Consider the following 14,523-nt stretch of genomic DNA (forward strand, 5'->3'; position numbering starts at 1 on the left):
GAGGGAGAATGATAATGGGAGATAAGACGAAGTTGGCGGTGTCGCCTGCCATTCAAGTTGGGGGAAGTCTATTTACACCTGATCAGCTTGCCAAGATCGGAGTGGTCGCCGGTTCGGACAGCAAAATTGAAATGACCTCGTTCAAGCAGCTTTACGTAGAAGTGACTATGGATAAGCAGGAAGCCATTCAGGAAGAGCTGAGACTCGTCGGACTGGAAGTGAACCCAGCCGGTTTTGCAACCAAAAGCTTGATCGCTTGCAACTTCTGCAAAGGCGCGGAAGTTGCAGGCTTGGAGACTGCACGCATCTTGAATCAGGCGATTGCCGGCATCGCGACGCCAACGCCGCTGAAGGTGGGCTACGCTGGATGTGCATTGGGCACGAGTGAACCATTGCTGAAAGATATCGGCGTCGTCAAAATGCGGGATACATTCGATATTTACGTAGGTGGAGAGCCCAAAGGCATCAAGGCAACGACGGGGAGACTGCTTTGCACTGGTATAACGGAGGAACAGCTTGTTCCCGTTGTATCCACGATCATCGAGTTTTACAAGCAACAGGCGAAAGGAAAAGAGAAGTTCAGCAAATTCGTGAATCGAATCACAATGGAGCAGCTAAAACAAGTCGTTGCCTAAAGGAGTGAAATGCCAATGCCGCAAATCGATCAGAACGAACCGATTAAGATTTACACGATCCCGACCTGCAGCGATTGCCACTTTGCCAAGCGTTATTTCAATGAGCATCAGGTTCCATATGTGGATTACAATTGTGAAGATAATTTGGAATACGCAAAAGAAGTACTGGAGTTAACGGGAAAGCAGACTGTACCGACAATCTTGATTAAAGACAAGGTCTTTATTGGTTTTGCAGAAAACTTAACAGAAATAGCCGATCTGCTTCTTTAATCTTTCATTGCAATCCCTCATTGCCCAATTACAAAAACCGGATCCCTTTCTAAAGCAAAGGGTCCGGTTTTTTTAGTACCTCCATCAATTAATGCTGACACACAGTTGTCAACGATAATGCAGTAAAATAAAATAAATCAGAGGAGGTTAATATATGAAAAAAGAAATCCTTGTCTTTATTTCGCAAAACTACGCTGACTGGGAAAGTGCTTATATTTGTTCAGAGCTGAATAAACCGGAAACAGATTTCATCATTAAAACATTAGCAGTTAACAAAGATTCAGTCAAATCCATGGGTGGTTTCACCGTTGTTCCGGATTATTCAATTACAGAAATGCCAACTCAATTTCAAATGTTAATTTTAGTGGGCGGTACCTTATGGCTATCAGGGGAAAATGATGAAGTCAAACAAGCTGTGGATCTATGTATTGAGAAGGATATTCCTGTCGCTGCAATATGTGATGCATGTACTTTCCTGGCGAATCAAGGATATTTGGATCATCGAGAACACACAGGCAATTCGGCAGCTTATATGGAGGAACTGGCACCCAACTATAAAGGTTCGAAGCACTTCATTGAAAAACAAGTCGTTTCCAATGATGGGTGGATCACGGCCAACGGAACATCTGCGGTTGAATTTGCGAGAGAAATTCTTAAGCATTTCCAGATCATGCGCGAGAGTGAGCTTGAACAATGGTATGAGCTGTTTAAGACGGGTTATTACAAGGAATAGCAGCTGACTGCTCCGAAACATATCTCATGAGGGGACTGCTGCGATAAGCGAAGACAGCCGATTATACGATCGGCTGTCTTCTGTTATAAAGGGACGATCGTACAGGATCAGTTGAACAAGGTTTTGGAGGTTGACACGACACCAAATGGTGGCCTATAATCAAAGTGTCACTAAATGGTGTCCAATTAACAAGGGGTGATGAAACTGACGGCTGTCCTAGGGTAATCAATGTTAGGAGAGATTGATGTGAATGAGGACAACCAGTTGCGGGATGTATTTGGCGCGATTGCCGATCCGACGAGACGCCAATTGATTCGATTGCTGGCAGAGTCGGTTGAAAAACCACTTCATGAGTTAACGTCACATTTTCAAATGGGCCGGACAGCGGTGTCCAAGCACCTGACAATCTTGAAGGAGGCTGGACTCGTAACGGATCGAAAAGTCGGAAGAGAAACTCGCTATCGGCTAAACGCTGCCCCACTCAGAGAAATTCAGGATTGGGTATCCTTCTACAGCAAGTTCTGGAGTGCCAACATGCTGCGCTTGCAGCAATTATTAGAGGAGGAAGAAGAATGAGCTTAACATTAACTTTGGACTTTCAATATACAACCACGATGGAGAAGCTATGGTCGGCATTGACTGATTCAAGCAAGCTTGCCAAGTGGACGATGGAAAATAACTTTAAACCTATTGTAGGCTACCAATTCCAATTCCGTGCGCAGCCAACCGAATTCTGGGATGGAATCGTGGAAGGTGAAGTGCTTGTCGTCGAGCCGCCCAACTGCTTGTCTTATACTTGGGGCACAGGCGATGAGCGGCATACCGTCGTATGGACGCTGCAGGATGTAGGGGAAGGGAAGGTTAACTTGCATCTCGAGCAAAGCGGGATCTCGAATCAACAAGCATTGGGAGGAGCCAAGTATGGCTGGACCAACTGGTGCGGCGATCTTGAGCAGCTATTGTCGGCTTAATAATGAATTCAACCGGAAGGATGTCATCCATGAGTGAATCCAATCACATCGTCATCACAGGCGCCAGGGAAAATAATCTGAAGAACGTATCCTTGCGTGTTCCGAAGCGGAAGATTACGATCTTCACCGGGGTATCCGGTTCCGGCAAGTCATCGATTGTATTCGATACGATCGCCGCAGAATCGACGCGACTGCTGAATGAGAACTTCAGTATGTTCGTTCGCAACTTCTTGCCACGCGTTCCTCAGCCGGATACGGATGGGATCGAAAACCTCAGCATGGCGGTCATCGTGGATCAGAAGCGGCTGGGTGGCGGCTCCCATTCCACGCTGGGGACGATTACCGATATATCTCCTATTCTGCGACTTCTCTTCTCCCGAGTAGGTCAGCCTCACGTCGGAGCGGCGAGTATGTTCTCGTTCAACGATCCGCAAGGCATGTGCCCCGAGTGCAACGGGCTTGGGCGCAGACTGGGCGTTGATATGGACAAAGCGCTGGACATGTCCAGATCGTTGAATGAAGGAGCCCTCCTGTTGCCTGACTATAAAGTGGATAGTTGGGATTGGAATATTGTCGTGCAGGCGGGTTCCTTCGATCCAGACAAGAAGCTGAGCGAATATACGGAGGAAGAGCTGGAGCTGCTGCTGAATGGCAAGGCGCGCAAGGTGAAGATGGATTTCGCAGGCAAGGCCACGAATATTACGGTCGAGGGCGTTATTGAGAAGTTCAGCAACAAATACATTAAGCAGGACGTGAAGACAAAGTCCGAACGTACGCAAAAAATGGTTGCGCCGTTTATTCACGAAGGGCCATGCACCAGCTGCCGCGGCGCAAGACTCAATCAGGCCGCGCTTGGCTGTATAATTAACGAACTAAACATTGCGGAGATGTCGTCCATGGAGGTCGGACAGCTCATCCGGGTCATGCGGGAGATTGACGATGCGATTGCTGTACCTGTCGTAAAGTCGCTTGTAGAGAGGCTACAGCATCTGGTGGATATCGGACTTGACTACTTGACGCTGGACCGAGAGACGGATACACTGTCCGGCGGTGAATCGCAGCGCGTCAAGATGGTAAAGCACTTGAGCGGCAGTCTTGTGGATGTCACCTATATCTTCGACGAACCTAGCGTCGGCTTGCATCCTCGCGATGTCCATCGACTGAACGAATTGCTTCAGAAGCTTCGGGATAAAGGCAATACCGTCATTGTCGTCGAACATGACCCCGATGTTATCAAGGTAGCGGATCATATCGTCGATGTTGGACCTCACGCCGGCGCTCGCGGCGGCACCATCGTATATGAAGGAAGCTACGGTGGACTGTTGGAGGCGGATACACTGACCGGAACACATATGAAACGCCCACTTCAGTTGAAGCAAGATAGCAGGCAGCCAACTGGACAGCTAACAATCAAGGATGCGACACTGCACAACTTGCAGAACGTCAGCGTCGAAATTCCAACCGGAGTGCTGACTGTAGTGACTGGTGTTGCAGGCTCGGGCAAGAGTACGCTGATTAACGATGTATTTCTTAGCGAGCATTCGGATGCGATCGTCATTGACCAATCGGCGGTAGGGGTGTCTACACGCTCGAATCCTGCGACTTACACGGGCATTATGGACGATGTGCGCAAGGCATTCGCATCCGCGAACAAGGTGAATCAAGGCCTGTTCAGCTTCAATTCCAAAGGAGCCTGCGAGAACTGCCAAGGGCTGGGGGTTGTATATACAGACCTCGCATTCCTCGACGGTGTGAAGCTGCCGTGCGAAGCATGCGGCGGCAGAAGGTTCAAGGAAGAGGTGCTGGAGTACAAGCTGAACGGCAAGTCGATTGCGGAAGTACTGGAGATGACGGTGGAGCAGGCGTTGGCATTTTTTGAATTGAAAGAGGTTGTGCGCAGACTCCAGGCGTTGAAGGACGTAGGCTTGAACTATATTAAGCTCGGTCAGCCGCTAAGTACGCTGTCAGGCGGGGAATGCCAGCGCATCAAGCTGGCAAGCGAGTTGCATAAGAAGGGCAGCATCTATGTGATGGACGAACCGACAACCGGACTGCACATGTCGGATATCGGCCAAATTCTGGGGATTATGAACCGGCTTGTGGATTCCGGCAATACGGTAATCGTTATTGAGCATAATCTCGATGTTATCAGCCAAGCGGATTGGATTATCGATATGGGGCCGGATGGCGGCAGCAAGGGCGGTCAGGTCGTGTTCGAGGGCACTCCACAGCAGATTATCGAGGCAGAGCAATCGATTACGGGGAAATACTTGAACACTTATTAGGAGGAGAAGACGTGAGCTTTTTCCGGGATTTTTTGAAAATGTTCAAAAAAAGGGAAATTGTACTGGTGGAAAGCGGTAAAGAATCGGAGGAGGTGTATACGTTCCGATTTAAAAAAGATAGCGATGTCAACTGGATCGCCGGACAACATGGATTGTTCAGCATTACGCACAAGAAAATCAAAAATGCGCTGAAGCCGTTCACTGTATCATCCGCTCCGACGGAGAATTATATTCAACTGACCATGCGCATTGGTCATAACCCGAGTGAGTTTAAACGAGCGATGCTGGAATTGAAGCCGGGTATGAAGGTGAATATGACAGGACCGGTTGGAACATTTCATCCCGGCGATACTGGCCGTCCTCTGGTGATGATCGCAGGCGGAATTGGCATTACACCATTCCGCTCGATCTTGAAGCAGATAGAAGCTGAAGCAAGAAGCGGGGGCAACCCGATCCATCTGCTCTATCTGGACAGCAAGCAATCCTATCTATTTCAGGAGGAACTTGAGGAACTGGCTGGGCACCTGCCGCTGCACGTCACTTATCTGGATACGAGAGATGATTTGCATCGGGAGATCGATACTCTCACCGCCAAGTACAAAAATGACGGCCAGTATCTGATTGCAGGTCCGAAGTCAATGGTAAGCGATATTGCCGCGTTTGTACAAAATAAGCAAATTTCAAAAAGGAACATTAAAAAGGATTCCTTTTTCGGGTATTAGGCAAGAAAGAAGTCCTCTAAGCATGATAATGCGGAGAGGACTTCTTTCATTTTCCATGCAAGCTTTGCGTCAAGAAGGAACTTATCAAAAAATGTCGAAAAATAAAGAATAATGACAAAAAGTTCCTGTTTTGATTTTATCAGAAAAGGTGAAGTGTGCATGAGAAAGAGTATAGCTGGAAAATTAATGCTGGCGCTTGGCATTGTGTTCGTCCTATCGTTTTCCGGCCTGATCGCATACAATCTTGTGAATCTGTTCCGCGTTAGTCTGAAGGAGGGACAGCTTCGCGCCCAAGAGCAGTCCCTTGCTTTCGTAAACGATCTGACTGATCAATTCGACCGCACAATCTCCATGGTGGAGACGCTGAGTTCGACATTGCTGCAGATGAGAGCATACGGTGGGTCCAACCGTGATTACGTAGTATCATTAATGGAGGATCTTTTGCAGAACAGACCGGAATTGCTTGGCATATATACGCTGTGGGAGCCCGATGCCTTCGATGGCAACGATGCATTATTCGTTAACGGCAATGATTATCATGATGCGACAGGTCGCTTTATTCCTTATGTCGTCCGGAGTCAAGGTCAGATACTTACGCTTCCGATCCATAGTTACAATTCGGAAACCGAAGGCAGCTTCTATCACACTCCCAAGTCCAGCAAGCAATTCGCATTAATTGAGCCTTACTGGTACAGCGTGAATGGAGCGGAAATACTTATGACCTCGCTTGTCTTTCCGCTGTTGGATAAAGACGGGAGCTTTCTGGGCATTGTCGGCGCAGACTTTGAGCTGAATTTTGTACAGAGGGAGATTGAAAAGATCCATCCGCTGGAGGGCTACGCCACAATTATTACCGAGCAGCATAATTATCTGGCACATGGCCAGGATCGCTCAAGGCTGCTTCAGCCTTACGACAACCCTGTATCGTCCAAGTCAGAATCGCAATGGCTCAATGATCAGATGACAGCGATGTTTTTGGATACATCTGGCGACATGGCTCCTACATATCGATTGTACTACCCGATCGAGATTGAGAATGCGTTATGGCATTTAGAGATAGTTATTCCGAAAAGTAAAATATTGAAGCCGTTTCGACAAGCATTGCGGGATTCACTGCTCATCTCCTTCCTGGCGCTTGCCGCTGTCATTGCGATTATGATCTTCCTGATACGTCGCATCGTTGTACACAATATACGCCGCGTTATCGCTATTTCATCGGCAATGGCGGATGGTGATCTCCGGCAGCGATTGGATATTCGAAGCGGTGATGAGTTCGAGACGATGGCGGGCCACTTCAATCGCATGGTCTCCAGTCGCGAGGAAGCGGAGAATTTAATTCGATATCAAGCGATGCATGATACGTTGACCGATTTATACAACCGCAATGGCTTCTATAAATATGTTCAGGAACGACTGAATCAGAAGCCACCGGATGAGTTAGCCGCATTAATGTTTATCGACCTGGACCATTTCAAGCTCATTAACGATACATTGAATCACGAGAAAGGCGATGACGTACTGATTGAAGTATCCCGAAGAATACGTGACGTCCTTTCTGATAATGGATTGTTATTTCGATTTGGAGGCGACGAATTTCTGGTTATGCTGGATTGTGCGGCAAACAAGGAGAAGGTTGTGGAATCGGCTATTCGGATCAATCGTGCTTTGGCATTGCCATTTATACTGCAGGAACGCCCATTCTATATTTCAGCTAGCATCGGCATCGTTATTGACACATGGTCAAGCTTCGGTAGTATCGACAGCAAAATAAAAGAAGCCGATACGGCCATGTATGTAGCGAAAAAAGAAAGAAATAGCTACCGTATATTTGATTCGGCCATGAACTATGCGCCTTCGAAAGAGATAATGCTGGAAAATGACCTGTACAGAGCGTTGGAGGAAGAACAATTCGAGTTGTATTATCAGCCCAAAGTAGATTTTTCAACAGAACGCATCTATGGAGTAGAAGCGCTTATTCGCTGGAAGCATCCGGAACTCGGCATTATTTCTCCACTCGATTTTATTCCAATCGCCGAGAAAACGGGGTTAATTAATCCGCTTGGCGAATGGGTCATTCGGACGGCCTGCAGGCAAAACCGCAAATGGCAGGATATGGGACTTCCGCCATTGACAGTTGCAGTCAATATTTCGATGATTCAATTTCAACACGCCGCTATACTGGAGATGATTAGAAATAATATAGAAACTGCACATATCCGTCCTCATATGCTGGAGCTGGAATTGACGGAAAGTGTCTTTATGAATAACCGCTCACAGACATTAACGCTGTTGAGGCAATTAAAAGAGATGGGCGTTCAAATATCACTGGACGACTTTGGTACCGGTTATTCGTCGCTTAGCTACCTTAAGAACATACCGCTAGACTATTTGAAGCTGGACAAGTCATTTATTTCGAACATTACGACTGACCGGAAGGAACAGATGATTGTCAAATCGGTCATTGTCATCGCACATAATTTGGGTTTTAAAGTCGTGACGGAAGGCGTCGAGACACAAGAGCAATTCGATATATTGAAGAAGCATTTATGCGACGGGATGCAGGGCTATTATTTTAGTCCTCCTCTGCCAGCGGGGAAATTCCAGGAGTTGTTGCGAAGCAGTCTGACTGTGCCTGAAGAATGAGTGTGCTGCTTTCAACTCTCCCGAAATGGGAGGTCTAAATCAAAGGTAGGAGATATATGGTAAGATGTTAAGGGGGAAGGAGGGGAGAGAATGTATGCACAGATTTTCCTGGGCGTTTGGATGCTCGTACAAGGTTTTTGTCATTTATTCAAACTCAAATTTCTACTAAGAAAATCCTTTGTTAGTGCATTAAGTGAGGAAGAGCGTGTTTCTTATCAAAAGGGCTTGGTTATTCCGTATCTCTTATCAGGCATGATATTTATTGGCATGGGGATTATCGAACGATCTGAGGTTTTTCCTTTGCCGCTATTTCTTGGGTTATACATTTTATTGACTGCCATACCTGTTGGTTTATTGTTATTCAATAATAAAAAGCATTCGGGCTACTATTGGTGGTAAGGAAGGAGAAGATCGGTGGAGAACAGCAGAAAATTAACGTATGTCATAATCGGCTTAATCATATTGCTCATTATGAGTATATATCAAAATGGCAAGCTGAAGTCGGAAATGGAGCATCTGCACAGTCGCATCTCAAATATGGAAGCCAATCTTAATCAAGGTATCAATAATCTGCAATACAGTATCTCTAATCAAGTGGAGCATCTGCTGAACGAACAGCAAAGCGTTGTGGCCGACTATAAGTCTTCCTATACGAGTGTAGATGCAGATAAGGAGACGGTTGAAACACTGGTCGAATTTACGCTTAAAGAAGCCGAGGCGGGATCAACGGTTTCTCTTCAGGCAACTACGCTAGAAAATTCAGAAGATAAGCAATTTGAATGTGCGACGGAAAATGGCTTGCAGTATGCTTGTGAAGCTGCATTATCTTACAAGCACGACTATACCTTAGATTTATTCCAAAAATCTGCGGACGGGAGCAATAAAAAGCTGAATTCCCGTTCGTACACAAACCATTTGAAAGGCGAATTTCTAAACAGAGTCAGCATATCGGAATCGGGAACAAGCACTGATAAAGAAGGAACGCAATACTCATTCTCACTGCGCAATAAAACATTCGGCGAGCCTGAATTCCAGATCCAAAGTGTCATTGTAAAAGCATTCTATGCGGACAAGGAAGTCTTTACGAAAGATGTTACGGCTTACAGCATTGCGAATGCTGAAGAAAGAAACAAAATGAGGCTGATGATCGCTTCAGGAGAAATCGCTCCTGCTGATTTGCCTGATCTGGAGTATAATCAAGCGTCCATTGACGATAACGACGAAGAATCCGGCTACTATATCGTAACTGTCTTGCATGCTGACACCGGTGCAGAAGTCAGGCATAATGATTTCCCGGAATACAGCTTTAAGGTGACGGTTACTTTGAAGAATGGCGAAGTTTTTGAATTGTAGATTCAGAAAAAATTGCAAGACGGCAGAATCACAGCAGGAAGAGAGGAAATTAGAAGTGTTGGATTATCGTTTAAGACTGGATGGAGCACTGAACACTGTCTGGGAGCCACTATGGCTTAAGCTGATCCGATTGTCTCATGAAGAACAAGCGTTGATGCGAAGCAATGCGGTTCGACGTCTTCACTTTATTCGTCATGGCGGAGCATCTTTTATCAATTCCCACCATACTTACAGTCGGCTGCAGCATACACTAGGCGTATTTGCACTCGCAGCCCATTTCGATCCCGATAACCTGGCGCTGCGAGCGGCGGCGCTGCTGCACGATACAGGACATGCTCCATTCAGTCATACACTCGATGCGATCGAAGGTGTTGACCACCACCAATGGACGAAGGAAGTCGTTTTCTCGGATGAGATCGTTAGCATCCTGTCTACTGCTAGTATTTCGCCTGCGGTAGTCATGGATTATATCGACGGATCTACGCGAAGCTTGCTTCGGAATAAAGATGGTGTACTCCACGCAGATCATCTGGACTCCTGGGTGAGAAGTGCCTTTGTCGGCGGCTACTTGCCCATATCTACCGATGAACTTGTAAGCGGGATGAAGTACTTGAATGGTTATCTTCAGTTTACGCCGGAGGCAGGCCGGCATGCCCTCACGCTTATTGTGGAGGAAGCACGAATGCATGGTTCTCCAGCGAACATCGGTATAAACGCTATGTTAAGGAAGTTAGTGCGCCAATTAATTTTCCATGGCAAGCTTGATGTTGCTGAATTGCCAGTCATGACAGATGCGCATATCGAACAGTTGCTGCGTGAAGAGGCGAGTACAGCTGAAGCATATGACAAGCTGCTCACGGAATCATGGCGAATACGTGTGACACGGGAGAATCTTACGGCTGCAGCGGAAACGGCTATTTTGAGAAAGCTATACTTGGCAACGCCCCTCGTAGAAGGTGTACCAATTACTGATACATCCACTGATATCTTAAAATTGCTTGAGGATCTTCAAAAAATGCTCGGTACTTACTACGTAAGTTGGGAATAACGAAGCGTGATATGTTGTAACGCAGCATCATCTTCCTATTCCTTACAAGCAAGGAGAAACTATGTTCTTTTACTAGGCGGAACGGCAATCCATGCCAGCACGGCACCAACTGCCCATATAGCCGAACATACGAGAAGGATGGAAGTATAGCTTCCGAACTGGTCGTAAGCCCATCCGAATTGTATCGGACCTAATGCGGAACCGATGACAAGGGCGGTATGTGTTACCCCTTGTATGCTTCCCAGATGCTTGCGGCCAAAGTAATTGGGCCATATCACTCCCAAAGGAATGTTCATTAACCCCTGTGTTATGCCCCAAACAATGGCGAACAGGATCACGATGGTATATTGCTCCGAAAAAATCAGGATGATTGGCGACAATACGCTTAATACAAAGGAAAGGCTCAATACCCGGTGCGCTCGGAAGCGTTCTACTATGAAGCCAGCGAGTAATGAACTTCCGAAGCTGACGATCGGAACCAGGCTTAGAACGAAAGCTGTAGACATACGGTTAATTCCCTGTTCGGAGAGAATAGAGAAGATCTGAAACGTTATTCCTGTGTTAATCATGGCAGGAATAGCACCACAAATCATGACGAACCAGAAGGCTTTGGTTCGAATCGCTTCTGCAAGCGTCCACGAGTCCTCCGAAATAGTAGCTGCATTCAATTGCACGTTAATAGACTCCTTCGCTCCGTCAGGCAGCAAACCTACATCCTCAGGACTATTTCGAACAAAGTAAATAGCGACGGGAACAAAGAAGAGAATAAGAGTGGCTCCGAGAATCCGCCACGCCGTCTGCCAATCGTAAGCTTCAATCAAATAATTGATTAACGGGGGAAAGGTGGCAGCGCCAATTAATCCACCTAGACCAGCAAAGCTTAAGGCGCGTCCCCTATACTTCATAAACCATTGCGACACGAGCGTATTGGGAATCAGAGTCATAGAGCCTTGTCCGAAATAACGGATGAGAAAAAAACCAATAAATAAAGTGACGGGGCCTATTACGAAGCTGTTATAGAAGCAGGCTAGACCAAGCATTAGCGCTACACAGGCGAGCATAATTCTCCGCCCGTATTTATCTGCCAATCGCCCTATAAAGAATAGGAGCAGTCCCGAGATGAGAGTAGCCGCGGAGTATATAGATGCAACCGTGGTTTGATTCAAAGAAAAATCTCTCATATACGATTCTATGAATACGGAGTTGGAAAACGTTTGACCGGGGCCGGAGAAAAAAATGCCGATCCCGCTTATGACAACCATTAACCATCCGTAATAGAAGCGAGTTCGAATTGGCAAGCTGGATACGGATTTTTCTTGTTTTTTACTTATCGTAGCCATTGAGCGCCTCCTAGAGTTGTTCAATATCATATGTATCTGATAAAGTCTTTATGAATCCGCGAAAGTTGCAAAGGCCATAATTCAAATCATATCTCGAGCATAATTATAAGTCTATATTTTTTTGGGAAAATGCGCCATGATGTAGCGTTACGATTATCTGACATCTACTTCCAGGCGAAGGAGAAGTGCGTATGCAACAAGTGCAGAGTGGCTACTTGTTCAAACAGCCGCTGATTGAAGGGATAATATGCCGCAGACGCAATCGGTTTGTGATGGAGGTGGAGATCGAAGGCAGACTTTATGATTGTCATTGCCCGGTAACCGTCCGTATCGGTCAAATCGTATTTCGGAATATCCCATGCCTGCTTTCTGTCAGCCCGAACGCTAATCGGAGAACTGCATTTACGGTCGAGGCCATATCAGCAGATCCTCCCGGAGAATGTCAGAAAGCGTGGATCGGCATTAACCAAAACGCTGCCAATCGTTATGTTGAGCATTTTTTGCGAGCGGGTCAGTTATCTGAAATGATTCAAGCAGACGAGCCGATCAAGAGGGAGCCATCGTTCGGTCATGCAAAGCTGGACTTTTTGGCAGGAGACGTCTATCTGGAAGTCAAAACGCCGCTTACACAACTTCCGTTTGAACCGCAGGGGCATCTCCTTACAGATGAGCAGAAGGGAGAATTCAAATCGTTTGATCGGCTACTTAAACAAATCGGGGTATTGTCAGACTGCTTAAAGCGTCACAGAAGGGCGATTTTACTACTCTGTTTCATGTACGAACCGCCGTGCAGCAAACCGGATATGCAGTGGGAACAGAACCGGGATGCTTTGGAGACGATACAGGCTTCGATTCAAAGCGGCCTTGAAATTTGGCAGATTCATTTGCAAATAACACCTAAAGGAGTGTATTTACGGCGTTATTATGATTCCACTTCATTGTTTCGTCAGTAGCTGTAATGATCATCTATTTATACGATTAGCCGCCCGTAGCCATATAAAGATATCTTCATAGAATATAATGACTGCCGATTTAAGGCATGGAGGGCAAGTCATTTACTCATGAGGAGTTGGGTGTGTGTGAAATCAAGAACGAAACTGACTGGACGAGTGATTTTCAAAGGCGATCCGGGTTATGCCGAGGCACGCAAAAACTGGGACCCGCATACGGACAGATTTCCGAAAGTATTTGTTTTTGCTCAGTGTGCCAAAGATGTCTCAAACGCCATTAAGTGGGCACGGGAGAACAAGGTCCCCTTAAGGCCAAGAAGCGGTCGGCATGCACTGGAGAACAACCTATCACAGGTTAACGGAGGAATAGTCATTGATGTAAGTGATATGAAGAGAATCGCATTGAATAAAAAAAGCGGTACCGTAGTTGTAGAAACAGGAAATAGCGTCGGAAGAATTGTGAAGTCCCTGGCCAGACAAGGATATATAGCTCCATTCGGCGACAGCCCGTCAGTCGGTATCGGCGGAATTACACTTGGTGGAGGGATAGGTCCCGTTCAACGTACGACTGGCCTTATGAGCGACAACCTTCTTGAGCTTGAGATGGTTGACGCGAAGGGGAGAGTCATTCATGCCGGCAAAAAAAGAAATGCGGATCTCTTATGGGCTTCAAAGGGAGGCGGAGGCGGAAACTTCGGTGTTTACACGAAGTACAAATTTAAAGTCATGCGCGCTCCCGCGACAGTTACTGTATTTCGTATCGTATGGCCATGGAGTCAATTCGAAAAGGTGCTTAAAGTATGGCAGAGATGGGCTCCGTCCGTGAATAGCAAACTAGGAAGCGAATTGTCTATCGGTCCGAAAGTTGGCGGCAATGTCACCATGCTGGGGCTGTATCTAGGCTCGAAAGATGAAGCATTGCGCTTGTTAGCTCCAATAATCAAGGTGGGAACTCCGACACAGAAGACAGTCAGGCTGCTTTCGTATACGAAAGCTTTAAACTTTTTGTTGGCTCCCGATCCTGTGCTCACTCAGAGATTCAGCAATCAATTCTCCAGCGGATTCGGTAGACGACCGTTCAACAATAAAGCGATAAAAGCAATGCGTGAATTTCTGGAGAAGGCAGAGGGGAATACGACGGCAGGCTTCTTCTTCCTGAACTGGGGAGGTGCGGTCAGCCGCATATCACCGACGTCTACTGCATTCTACTGGCGCGATGCCAAGTTCTATGTAGAGTGGAACAGCTCATGGATTAAACCGTCCCATGCCGCCAGGAATATATCCCTGGTGCGACAAACGCGCAGGAAATTGCAGCCCTATATTGTAGGCTCCTATATTAACGTACCTGATCAAGGGATTAAAAATTCCGGGCCTGTATACTATGGAAAGAATTACGCAAGATTACGGAAAGTGAAGGCGAAATACGACCCCAATAATGTCTTTAGAAACCCTCAAAGCATTCCGCCGGCTTGACCCTTCACTCTGCTCAATCATTTGTCCTTATAAATGAAAGAAAGAACCTGAATCATATGATCAGGTTCTTTTCATGCATATAAGGGAACATGCAAATGCT

14 protein-coding genes are annotated in these 14,523 nt (G+C 46.5%); 13 read left to right on the forward strand and 1 reads right to left on the reverse strand.

Features of this window, described 5'->3' with window-relative positions; translation table 11 throughout:
• Positions 1 to 14: 14 nt before the first annotated feature.
• The 11 genes from M6D81_RS01295 (at position 15) to M6D81_RS01345 (ending at position 10,660) form a co-directional block, all read left to right on the forward strand.
• Positions 15 to 635, forward strand: coding sequence for an NAD(P)/FAD-dependent oxidoreductase (locus M6D81_RS01295; RefSeq protein ID WP_262674967.1), 621 nt, complete (start codon positions 15 to 17; stop codon positions 633 to 635).
• A gap of 15 nt (positions 636 to 650) precedes the next feature.
• Positions 651 to 905 carry a glutaredoxin family protein gene (locus M6D81_RS01300; RefSeq protein WP_262674968.1) on the forward strand — a complete coding sequence of 85 codons (255 nt, stop codon included), beginning with the start codon at positions 651 to 653 and terminating at the stop codon, positions 903 to 905.
• Positions 906 to 1,059: 154 nt separating this feature from the next.
• Positions 1,060 to 1,638 carry a type 1 glutamine amidotransferase family protein gene (locus M6D81_RS01305; protein WP_262674969.1) on the forward strand — a complete coding sequence of 193 codons (579 nt, stop codon included), beginning with the start codon at positions 1,060 to 1,062 and terminating at the stop codon, positions 1,636 to 1,638.
• Between the two features lie 246 nt (positions 1,639 to 1,884).
• Entirely contained in the window at positions 1,885 to 2,214 is a 330-nt protein-coding gene (locus M6D81_RS01310) for an ArsR/SmtB family transcription factor (RefSeq protein WP_262674970.1), read from the forward strand.
• Positions 2,211 to 2,609, forward strand: coding sequence for an SRPBCC family protein (locus M6D81_RS01315; RefSeq protein WP_262674971.1), 399 nt, complete (start codon positions 2,211 to 2,213; stop codon positions 2,607 to 2,609). Before M6D81_RS01310 ends, M6D81_RS01315 begins: the two co-directional genes overlap by 4 nt.
• Before the next feature lie 29 nt (positions 2,610 to 2,638).
• Entirely contained in the window at positions 2,639 to 4,894 is a 2,256-nt protein-coding gene (locus tag M6D81_RS01320) for an excinuclease ABC subunit UvrA (RefSeq protein WP_262674972.1), read from the forward strand.
• A gap of 11 nt (positions 4,895 to 4,905) precedes the next feature.
• Positions 4,906 to 5,616: an FAD-dependent oxidoreductase gene (locus M6D81_RS01325; RefSeq protein WP_262674973.1), complete on the forward strand. Its 711-nt coding sequence runs from the start codon at positions 4,906 to 4,908 to the stop codon at positions 5,614 to 5,616.
• A 159-nt stretch (positions 5,617 to 5,775) separates the two neighbouring features.
• A complete protein-coding gene (locus tag M6D81_RS01330) occupies positions 5,776 to 8,259 on the forward strand; it encodes a bifunctional diguanylate cyclase/phosphodiesterase (protein ID WP_262674974.1) in 2,484 nt (827 codons plus the stop codon).
• A gap of 90 nt (positions 8,260 to 8,349) precedes the next feature.
• Positions 8,350 to 8,658, forward strand: coding sequence for a hypothetical protein (locus M6D81_RS01335; protein ID WP_262674975.1), 309 nt, complete (start codon positions 8,350 to 8,352; stop codon positions 8,656 to 8,658).
• 15 nt (positions 8,659 to 8,673) lie between these two features.
• Complete coding sequence (locus tag M6D81_RS01340; protein ID WP_262674976.1) at positions 8,674 to 9,612, forward strand: hypothetical protein; 939 nt, start codon at positions 8,674 to 8,676, stop codon at positions 9,610 to 9,612.
• A 55-nt stretch (positions 9,613 to 9,667) separates the two neighbouring features.
• On the forward strand, positions 9,668 to 10,660 hold the full coding sequence (locus M6D81_RS01345; RefSeq protein ID WP_262674977.1) for an HD domain-containing protein: 993 nt from the start codon (positions 9,668 to 9,670) through the stop codon (positions 10,658 to 10,660).
• Positions 10,661 to 10,719: 59 nt separating this feature from the next.
• On the opposite strand, the gene M6D81_RS01350 is transcribed toward M6D81_RS01345, so the two are convergent.
• On the reverse strand, positions 10,720 to 12,000 hold the full coding sequence (locus M6D81_RS01350; RefSeq protein ID WP_262674978.1) for an MFS transporter: 1,281 nt from the start codon (positions 11,998 to 12,000) through the stop codon (positions 10,720 to 10,722).
• A gap of 191 nt (positions 12,001 to 12,191) precedes the next feature.
• Here M6D81_RS01350 and M6D81_RS01355 point away from each other — a divergent pair, with 191 nt between their 5' ends.
• Both M6D81_RS01355 and M6D81_RS01360 read left to right on the forward strand, forming a co-directional pair.
• Positions 12,192 to 12,953 carry a PDDEXK family nuclease gene (locus M6D81_RS01355; protein WP_262674979.1) on the forward strand — a complete coding sequence of 254 codons (762 nt, stop codon included), beginning with the start codon at positions 12,192 to 12,194 and terminating at the stop codon, positions 12,951 to 12,953.
• Positions 12,954 to 13,061: 108 nt separating this feature from the next.
• Complete coding sequence (locus M6D81_RS01360; RefSeq protein ID WP_262674980.1) at positions 13,062 to 14,423, forward strand: FAD-binding oxidoreductase; 1,362 nt, start codon at positions 13,062 to 13,064, stop codon at positions 14,421 to 14,423.
• The last annotated feature ends 100 nt before the right edge of the window (positions 14,424 to 14,523 follow it).

The sequence above is a fragment of the Paenibacillus sp. J5C2022 genome, from assembly GCF_025567625.1.
Classification (GTDB): Bacteria; Bacillota; Bacilli; order Paenibacillales; family Paenibacillaceae; genus Pristimantibacillus.

Bases quoted from the DNA above. Each gene is read 5' to 3' on its own strand.
- M6D81_RS01295 (WP_262674967.1), top strand. From the start codon at position 15: ATGGGAGATAAGACGAAGTTGGCGGTGTCGCCTGCCATTCAAGTTGGG.
- M6D81_RS01300 (WP_262674968.1), top strand. From the start codon at position 651: ATGCCGCAAATCGATCAGAACGAACCGATTAAGATTTACACGATCCCG.
- M6D81_RS01305 (WP_262674969.1), top strand. From the start codon at position 1,060: ATGAAAAAAGAAATCCTTGTCTTTATTTCGCAAAACTACGCTGACTGG.
- M6D81_RS01315 (WP_262674971.1), top strand. From the start codon at position 2,211: ATGAGCTTAACATTAACTTTGGACTTTCAATATACAACCACGATGGAG.
- M6D81_RS01320 (WP_262674972.1), top strand. From the start codon at position 2,639: ATGAGTGAATCCAATCACATCGTCATCACAGGCGCCAGGGAAAATAAT.
- M6D81_RS01330 (WP_262674974.1), top strand. From the start codon at position 5,776: ATGAGAAAGAGTATAGCTGGAAAATTAATGCTGGCGCTTGGCATTGTG.
- M6D81_RS01335 (WP_262674975.1), top strand. From the start codon at position 8,350: ATGTATGCACAGATTTTCCTGGGCGTTTGGATGCTCGTACAAGGTTTT.
- M6D81_RS01350 (WP_262674978.1), bottom strand. From the start codon at position 12,000: ATGGCTACGATAAGTAAAAAACAAGAAAAATCCGTATCCAGCTTGCCA.
- M6D81_RS01355 (WP_262674979.1), top strand. From the start codon at position 12,192: ATGCAACAAGTGCAGAGTGGCTACTTGTTCAAACAGCCGCTGATTGAA.
- M6D81_RS01360 (WP_262674980.1), top strand. From the start codon at position 13,062: ATGAGGAGTTGGGTGTGTGTGAAATCAAGAACGAAACTGACTGGACGA.